The sequence below is a fragment of the Maricaulis sp. CAU 1757 genome, assembly GCF_054482675.1.
In genome coordinates this window covers 404,909-413,024 of the sequence record NZ_JBTLRI010000003.1, presented here as the reverse complement: position 1 = coordinate 413,024, position 8,116 = coordinate 404,909, and the positions used below count along the sequence as shown (strand labels likewise).

The 8,116-nt window shown below is 67.1% G+C and carries 5 protein-coding genes; all 5 read right to left on the bottom strand.

Annotation, left to right across the window (positions count from 1 at the left end; translation table 11 throughout):
* Positions 1 to 840: 840 nt before the first annotated feature.
* The 5 genes from ACXYMR_RS10975 to ileS all read right to left on the bottom strand — a co-directional run bounded on the left by ACXYMR_RS10975 (position 841) and on the right by ileS (position 8,034).
* Positions 841 to 1,860: an SRPBCC family protein gene (locus tag ACXYMR_RS10975; protein ID WP_458942904.1), complete on the bottom strand. Its 1,020-nt coding sequence runs from the start codon at positions 1,858 to 1,860 to the stop codon at positions 841 to 843.
* Between the two features lie 17 nt (positions 1,861 to 1,877).
* The gene (gene mutL / locus ACXYMR_RS10970) at positions 1,878 to 3,779 is read right to left on the bottom strand and encodes a DNA mismatch repair endonuclease MutL (RefSeq protein WP_458942903.1); all 1,902 of its coding nucleotides are present in this window, start codon (positions 3,777 to 3,779) and stop codon (positions 1,878 to 1,880) included.
* Between the two features lie 58 nt (positions 3,780 to 3,837).
* Positions 3,838 to 4,380: a DUF3035 domain-containing protein gene (locus ACXYMR_RS10965; protein WP_458942902.1), complete on the bottom strand. Its 543-nt coding sequence runs from the start codon at positions 4,378 to 4,380 to the stop codon at positions 3,838 to 3,840.
* A 74-nt stretch (positions 4,381 to 4,454) separates the two neighbouring features.
* A complete protein-coding gene (lspA, locus tag ACXYMR_RS10960; RefSeq protein WP_458942901.1) occupies positions 4,455 to 5,054 on the bottom strand; it encodes a signal peptidase II in 600 nt (199 codons plus the stop codon).
* Positions 5,047 to 8,034, bottom strand: coding sequence for an isoleucine--tRNA ligase (ileS, locus tag ACXYMR_RS10955; RefSeq protein ID WP_458942900.1), 2,988 nt, complete (start codon positions 8,032 to 8,034; stop codon positions 5,047 to 5,049). The genes lspA and ileS overlap by 8 nt, the downstream gene beginning before the upstream one ends.
* Between the last annotated feature and the right edge of the window lie 82 nt (positions 8,035 to 8,116).

Genomic DNA, 8,116 nt, shown 5'->3' with positions numbered 1-8,116 from the left:
ACGGGAGGGAACGGGGCGGCGGGACGAACCTGCCGAAATTTCTAAACAAGGGTCCATCACGCCACCCCGTTCGCGGAGATTTGGGCCAGGCCTCGCGGCACCGGATTCCAGACCGGTCGGTAGCGGCGATCCATGATTAGTGTCGCCGCGACCTTCCGGTAGCCCCGCCAGCGTTCCGGCCGGTCAGACCGGCACCCGGACGGGCTCCGCCCGCTCCACGACCACAGATGACCAGGCCTGTGCCTCCCGTGCCGTGAAGCCGGGGGGAGTGTCCCATGGGCCGGAGGGGGTGGGGATGAAAACGGGCGGAAAAAAGTGACGCCCTATGATTTCATTGAGGAAACTGCCACGGACGGTCGCGAAAAGTGCGGAGATAAAAATTTTATGACCGCGGATCGCTCCCCCGCGAGCGGGGGAGCTGGCGGCGCCAGCCCGCCTGAGGGGGGCGTGTGGGGCCGTGACTTACCCCCTCCGCCATCCCCCGGCACAAGGCCGGGGTCGGCACCTCCCCGGCTTCGCGGGTCCCCCTCCCCGCCGGGCGAGGAGGAAAGGGGCCAGACGCGTCCAGCACCGGGATTCACCCGCTCCGTCTCGCCGCCAAGGCGGCGATCCACCTCCCCCATCAAGGGGGAGGACCTCGGTGGTGCCGCCTGAAGCGCATCGCTTTCTTCCCCGGTTGCGGGGAAGTGGGCCGGCGCGAAGCGACGGGTCGAAGGGGTCGCGGCCGGGAAGCCGCGAGGGCACAGAGCTCCCGGCTTCGACAGGCTGGCACCAGTCGACCCCTCCCCCGCTTCGCGGGTCCCCCTCCCCGCCGAGGCGGGGAGGAATATTCGCGCTGTTTCAGCTTGGAATGGCTGGAGGGACCGGATGGGCTTCGGCCCGGTCGCGGATGATGTGCAGGATATTGCGCTGGATGTCCCCGAGGAATAGTTCACCCCACAGCGCGCTGTAATGGTTGACCGGGCTGGTGGCTATATAGCGGGTGTTGAGGATCAGGCGGCTGCGACCGTCCGGGAGCGGTTCGATTTCGTAGCCTCCGGATTCAATTGACAGATATTGGCTGCGCGGGCCGATGTGCGCGTCAGTGTGTTCGGCAAGCGAGTTGTCGGGGAAACGGAAGCGCCAAGCCAGATACTGCGCGGGAACCCAAGTGGAAACGACTTCCTCAAACCGGATGTCATCGCCCCAGCGGGCCTCGCGAACAGCCCCGACGCCCTCGCCGGAAATGACCGCCGAGCGGGGCCGCGGAATGCGCAGCCACTCCTGGGCCACATTCCACACGCCTTCGTCTTCCGAAAGATCATCGAGCTTCAGCAAGTGGGGCCAGATTTCGCTCGGCGCCGCATTGATTTCGATGGCGCGGCGGACCTCGAAAGTCTGGGACGGGGATGGAAGACCCGGGTCCAGAAACAGGGCAAGAACAGGAAGCGCCAGCAGGCCAAGGCAGTTGCGCGCGACCCGGTTGCGAAACCGCTCATGCAGGAGCCAGACAGCAAAACTCCCGGCCCAGGCGCTAAAGACCCAAAGCGGGGCGAGCATGACCATGCAGATCAATCCCTCCGCCATCAGACAGCCGACCAGAAACAGGACGGCGAGAACGGCGAGAGCGCCTGCCAGCAGGCCTGGAAAGGCTGTCTTCTTTCCGCTCGGATCCAATGCGAAGCCGATCAGCGCACCCAGGCTGAAAGGCAGGCAAATCAGCATGGCGTATCCCACGGCCATCCCCTCGACGACGGGGTCGTCCGGCACGCGCTGGTTCGCGAGAGCGTAGAACGCGGCGCCAAAGGCGACCAGACCGGCCAGCAGGATCAGCAAGCGCGCCGCGACCCACAATGATGCCGAGCGTGATGGTCCCGCCATTGCCCCGTCTCCCGCCTCTACCGCCGTCCGAAGAGGCGTTCGATGTCCGCCAGCTTGAGCTCCACATAGGTCGGGCGGCCGTGATTGCACTGGCCGGAATGGGGCGTCGCTTCCATTTCGCGCAGGAGGGCGTTCATTTCCTCGCCGGTGAGGCGGCGGCCGGAGCGGACCGAGCCGTGGCAGGCCATGGTGCCGACGACGTGTTCGAGCTTTTCCTTGAGCGAGAGGGCCTGCTCGTACTCGGCGAAATCATCAGCGAGGTCGCGGATCAGGCCCTGCACATCGAGCTTCTTCAGCAGGGCCGGGGTTTCGCTGACGGCGATGGCGCCGGCGCCGAAGGGTTCGACCACGAGGCCGAGCTCGGCGAGTTCATCGGCGCGGTCGAGCACGCGGCGCGCCTCCGCCTCGTCGAGGTCGACGATTTCCGGGACCAGGAGGCGTTGCCGCTGCACCCCGGCCTCGGCGATCATGGCCTTCATGCGCTCGTAGACGAGGCGTTCATGGGCGGCGTGCTGATCGACGATGACGATGCCGTCGGCGGTCTGGGCGACGACATAGGTCTCGTGCAGCTGGGCCCGGGCCACGCCAAGCGGCCAGTCCGGCGGCGGCGCGGACGGCGTCGCGGATTGACCGTCTGCACCCGGCTCCGGCAAGGGCCCGGCATAGTCGCTGTCCGGCTCCGCCCGGGCGGACATGCCGGGATTGAAGACCGGGTCCTGCTGCGGCGCAGCGGACGGCGGGACGCGGCCCCAGCCGGCGAGCTGGCCGGCGGTGGAGTGGTAGGGCATGGCCCCACCCTCGCCCATGCCTTCCGGACGGGCCCGACCGAGGGCAAAGCCGGCGACGGTGGTCGAGGCGCGGTGGCCAGCAGCGGCCAGGGCATGGCGCAGCGAGCCAACAATGAGGCCACGTACCAGGCCGGCATCGCGGAAACGCACCTCGGCCTTGGCGGGATGGACATTGACGTCAACGAGGTCGGTCGGCAGGTCGACATTGAGCGCCACCACCGGGTGGCGGTCGCGGGCCAGGAAATCCTGGTAGGCGCCGCGGATGGCGCCGTGCAGCAGGCGGTCGAGGACCGGTCTTCCGTTGACGAACAGGTATTGGTGCTGGGTCGAACCGCGCGAGAAGGTCGGCAGGCTGGCAAAGCCGTAGACGCGCACGCCCTCGCGGGTCTGGTCGACTTCCAGCGCATTCTCGCCGAAATCGGCGCCGAGCATGGCCTGCAAACGCGCCTTGCGGGCAGCACTCCCCTCGCCGCGCTCGGCAGCCACGGCAAAACGCTTGCGCCCGTCCAGGGTGAGGAAGAAGCCGACATCCGGGCGCGACATGGCGAGGCGCTTGACGACATCGGTGATGGCGGTGTTCTCGGCCCGCTCGGACTTGAGGAATTTCAGGCGCGCCGGGGTGGCGTAGAACAGGTCGCGCACCTCAATGCGGGTGCCGGGTCGGCCCAGGGGCGAGGCCGGGCGTACACCGCCGGTGTCACCGCCCTCGACCAGGATGGTCCAGGCATCGCCGGAGCCGCGGGCCTGGCTGGTGATCGACAGGCGGGCGATCGAGCCGATCGAGGGCAGCGCCTCGCCGCGAAAGCCCATGGTGGAGATGTTCAGCAGGTCGTCGCGGCCGTCCGAGCCGACAGGCAGCTTCGACGTCGCGTGGCGCTCGATGCACAGGCCGAGCTCGGCCTCGTCCATGCCCTTGCCGTTATCGTCGACGACGAGGCGGACCAGGCCGCCGCCCTCGGCGGTGATCTCGATGCGCGTGGCCCCGGCGTCGAGGGCGTTTTCCGCCAGTTCCTTGATCACCGAGCCTGGGCGCTCGACGACCTCACCGGCGGCAATACGGTTGACGGTCTCCGGCGGCAGGCGACGGATCACGGGCGTTCGGGAGTCCGGAGCAGGGGTGCTTAACGACATAGGGCCAGCCTTTCGGCTGGCCCTGAGTCGGTCAAGTCAGCCCGGTCACACGGGTCTCTCAGAGACCCGGCAGTTTCGGCAGAAGGCGACGATCACGCTCGATCTCGACCTCGCCACCACCGGTCACGCCGATGATGCGTTCCTGGCGTTCGGCTTCCTCGCTCGCATCGAGCGGGGTGGCGTCGCCGACCGGCCGGTAGGCCCCGTCGCGCCAGAACAGGACCTGGTCGGCGAAGCTGCGCGACTTGCGCACCACGCCGGCGGTCTCGCCGTCAATGATCGAACGGATGAACGGGTCGGCCTCGCCGCCACCGGCGCGGGCCACCAGCAGGGCCTCGGCATCGGAGCCCTCGAAAGCGGCCGAGGAACCGAGCAGGGCCAGGCGGGCCTGCTGGTCGGGATAGATCTCTTCCGGGCGCGGCTCGCCGGGACGCGGCGGACGCAGATTGTACTCAGGCGGCACGGTCAGCGGGGCGATGGTCACGGTGCGGAACTCGTCCGGCGTGACCTTTTCCGCACCGAGCGCGCGCGACACGCCGCTGCAACCGGTCAGGGCAAGTGAGGCCGCGGCGGCGACCAAGAGAGCGGAACGCATACGCATGTCGACAAAGCTCCAATTCATGTTGCCCCACTTCTAACGAAGTCAGGCGCGCTTTCCCAGCCCGCATGCCACACTCATTTGCGGCGGCGCGGTCCGGTGTCGTGCAGAAAGACATCGGCGAGGATCGCCATGACCCCGAGATTAATACCAACATCGGCGACATTGAAGACCCAGGGAAAGCCGATATCGGAGAAATTCAGGAAATCGGCGACGGCCCCGTAGATCACGCGGTCGATCGCATTGCCGAGGGCACCGCCGATGATCAGGCCGAAACCGATCGCCTGCAGGCGCCGAATCGCCTTCAACGGCCCGCGCCCCAGGAGGCCGGCAGCAAGCACCGCCGCAACGACCACGGAGAACACCACCAGGATGGACCGACCGACCACGCCGTCGGCGCCGAACAGGCCGAAGCTGACGCCCTTGTTCCACACCATGGTCAGATCGAAGACCGGGGAAATCTCGATATGGCCGCACGTATTGGTCAGCGACAGGCGATCGGCATCACTGGCGCGCTGATAGTCGAGGCAGCCCTCGGGCGAAAAGCCGAGCCGGTCGAGTACCCAGTACTTGGTTGCCTGGTCGAGCACGAAGATGATGCCGGCGAGCCCGAGCCCGGTGCGCGCCAGTTCGCGGCGCGGCACCGGTTGCGGCATGACGAGGTCGGCGTCACCCATGCGTGCGGTCCCACTCGGCCACCGCCTCGGCGTCGCGCGGTGTCAGGTCGGGGAAGCGCGGGTCGGAGCCGATCTCGGTGGAATACTTCCACGAACGGGCGCACTTGCGGCCTTCGGCCCGGCCGGGCACCACGGCGATGTCGGCGACATCGTCCTGGCGGAAGGCGCCCTCGGGTGCCGGCTCGTCGTGCAGATGGGCCTGGCTGGTGATGGCGATCTCGGCGAGGAAGTCCTCGACCGGACCGTCGGTCTCGGCCTGCAGGGCCTGACGATAGACCGGGTCGGTGACGTGCACGTGCGGCGCTGCCTCGAGGCTCGAGCCGATGCGCTTCTCGCGGCGTTCCACTTCCAGCGCCCCGGTCACCACACGCCGCAGGCGGCGGATGGTGCGCCAGTTCTCCGCCCGCCCGCCATCATGCCAGTCGGCAGGCGTGGCCGGGAAGGTGCGCAGGTGCACGCTGTCATCGTCGGACGGGAAACGGGCCAGCCACACCTCTTCCATGGTGAAGGGCATGATCGGCGCCAGCCACACGGTCAGGCGCATGAAGATCTCGTGCATCACCGTGCGCACGGCGCGGCGGCGGTCGGAGGTCGGCCGGTCGCAGTACAGGCTGTCCTTGCGCACATCGAGATAGAAGGCGGACAGGTCGACGACGCAGAAATTGAACAGCGCCGAGTAGACCTTCTTGAAGTCGTAGGCGGCATAGCCCTCGCGCACCACGCCATCGAGTTCGTGCAGCCGGTGCAGCACCCAGCGCTCAAGCGACGGCATGCGCTCGACCGGCAGGCGCTCTGTGGCCTCGTCGAAGCCGTGCAGGGCACCGATCAGGTAGCGCGTGGTGTTGCGCATCTTGCGATAGGCATCGACCGAAGTCTGGAGGATCTCCTCGGAGATGCGCAGATCGTCGGTATAGTCCTGGGCGGCGGCCCAGAGACGCAGGATCTCGACGCCATACTTCTTGGCGATCTCGTTGGGAGCGACGACATTGCCAAGCGATTTCGACATCTTGCGGCCTTCGCCATCCATCACGAAGCCGTGCGTGATGACTCCGTCATAGGGCGCCCGGCCACGCGTGCCGCAGCTTTCCAGAAGCGAGGACTGGAACCAGCCGCGGTGCTGGTCGGAGCCTTCCACATAGAGATCGGCCGGCCATTTCAGATCGCTGCGCGGCTCCAGCGCGAAGGCGTGGGTGCAGCCGCTATCGAACCATACATCGAGGATGTCGGTGACCTTTTCCCACTGTTCGGCATCATAGTCGTCGCCGAGGAAATCGGCGGCCGGGCGGGTGAACCAGGCATCGCCGCCCTCGTCCCGGACGGCGGCAATGATGCGCTGGTGCACGGCCTTGTCATTGAGCACGCGGCCGGTGCCCTTCTCGACGAAGAGGGTGATCGGCACGCCCCAGGCACGCTGGCGCGAGACCAGCCAGTCCGGGCGCTGCTCGACCATGGCGCGGATGCGGTTTTCCGCGATCTTCGGTGTCCACTCGGTATCGGAGATGGCGGCCAGGGCCTTCTCGCGCAGCGTACCGCCGGACTTCATCGGCCGGTCGATGGCGACGAACCATTGCAGCGTGTTGCGGAAGATGACCGGCGCCTTGGAGCGCCAGGAGTGCGGGTAGGAATGCTCGAGGCGGCCGCGGGCCAGCAGGCGGCTGGCTTTCACCAGCTCGTCGATGACCGCCTTGTTGGCCGGGCCTTCCTGGCCCTGCTTCTTGCCTTCGGTGCGGATGATCTTGAGACCGGCGAAGACCGGGATCTGGTCGTAATAGGCACCGTCCGGGCCGACCATGTGCGGCACCGCCTGTTCGCGGTCATGCCATTCCGGGAAGGCCATCCAGGCGACATAGTCCTCGGCGCCATGGCTCGGCGCGGTGTGCACAAAGCCGGTGCCGGCCTCGTCGGTGACGTGGTCGCCGGGCAGCAGCGGCACCGGATAGTTCCAGAACCGGTCGAGTTCGAGCAGCGGGTGCGAACACACGAAACCGGTCGGGTCGACGGTATCGACGCGTTCCCAATTGCCGATCTTGGCGGCCTTGGCCGTCTCGTCCCACAGCGCATCGGCGACAATCAGCAGGTCGCCCGGCATGGCCCAGGGCCGGAACTCGCTCTCCTCGACGCCGGTGACCTTGTACAGGCCATAGCTGATGCTCGGCGAGTAGCAGATCGCCCGGTTGCCGGGAATGGTCCACGGCGTGGTCGTCCAGATGACCACGTGGGCGCCGATGCAGGATTTCGGGATGGCGGTACCATCCTTGCGCACGCCGCGCACCGGGAAGCGGACATGGATCGTGGTCGACACCTTGTCCTGGTACTCCACCTCGGCCTCGGCCAGGGCGGTCTGCTCGACCGGCGACCACATCACCGGGGCGGAGCCGGAATACACCAGGCCCTGTTCGACGAAGGTGAGGAATTCACGCACGATCGTCGCCTCGGCGTCAAACGCCATCGTGGTGTAGGGATCGGCCCAGTTGCCGCACACGCCGAGGCGCTGGAATTCCTCGCTCTGCACGCCGACCCACTCGGCGGCGTACTTGCGACACTCCTCACGGAATTCGGTGACCGGGATATCGTCCTTGTCACGCCCCTTGGCGCGGAAATTCTGTTCGACCTTCCACTCGATCGGCAGGCCGTGGCAGTCCCAGCCCGGCCGGTAGGGGGCGTCGAGACCGGCCATCTGGCGCGAGCGGACAACGAAGTCCTTGAGGATCTTGTTCATCCCCGTACCGATGTGGATATGGCCATTGGCGTAGGGCGGACCATCGTGCAGCACGAAGCGCTTGCGGCCGGCGGACTGCTCGCGCAGGCGGTCATAGAGGCCGAGCGAGTCCCAGCGCTTGAGCCATTCCGGTTCCTGCTTGGGCAGGCCGGCGCGCATCGGGAAATCGGTCTTGGGCAGGAACAGGGTCTGGCGGTAGTCGCGCGAGGCGTCGGCGTCACCGGAGGTGTCTTTACCGGTATCGGAGGGCGTATCCGTCATCGGATCGGGTCCTTGCAGTCTGAATCGGTTGAGGTTCGAGGCAGCACATGTCTCCCGGAACCGCGCGGTTTACATCCGGCGG

Coding starts and splice junctions, on each gene's coding strand:
- ACXYMR_RS10975 (WP_458942904.1), bottom strand. CDS start 1,860: ATGGCGGGACCATCACGCTCGGCATCATTGTGGGTCGCGGCGCGCTTG.
- mutL (WP_458942903.1), bottom strand. CDS start 3,779: ATGTCGTTAAGCACCCCTGCTCCGGACTCCCGAACGCCCGTGATCCGT.
- ACXYMR_RS10965 (WP_458942902.1), bottom strand. CDS start 4,380: ATGCGTATGCGTTCCGCTCTCTTGGTCGCCGCCGCGGCCTCACTTGCC.
- lspA (WP_458942901.1), bottom strand. CDS start 5,054: ATGGGTGACGCCGACCTCGTCATGCCGCAACCGGTGCCGCGCCGCGAA.
- ileS (WP_458942900.1), bottom strand. CDS start 8,034: ATGACGGATACGCCCTCCGATACCGGTAAAGACACCTCCGGTGACGCC.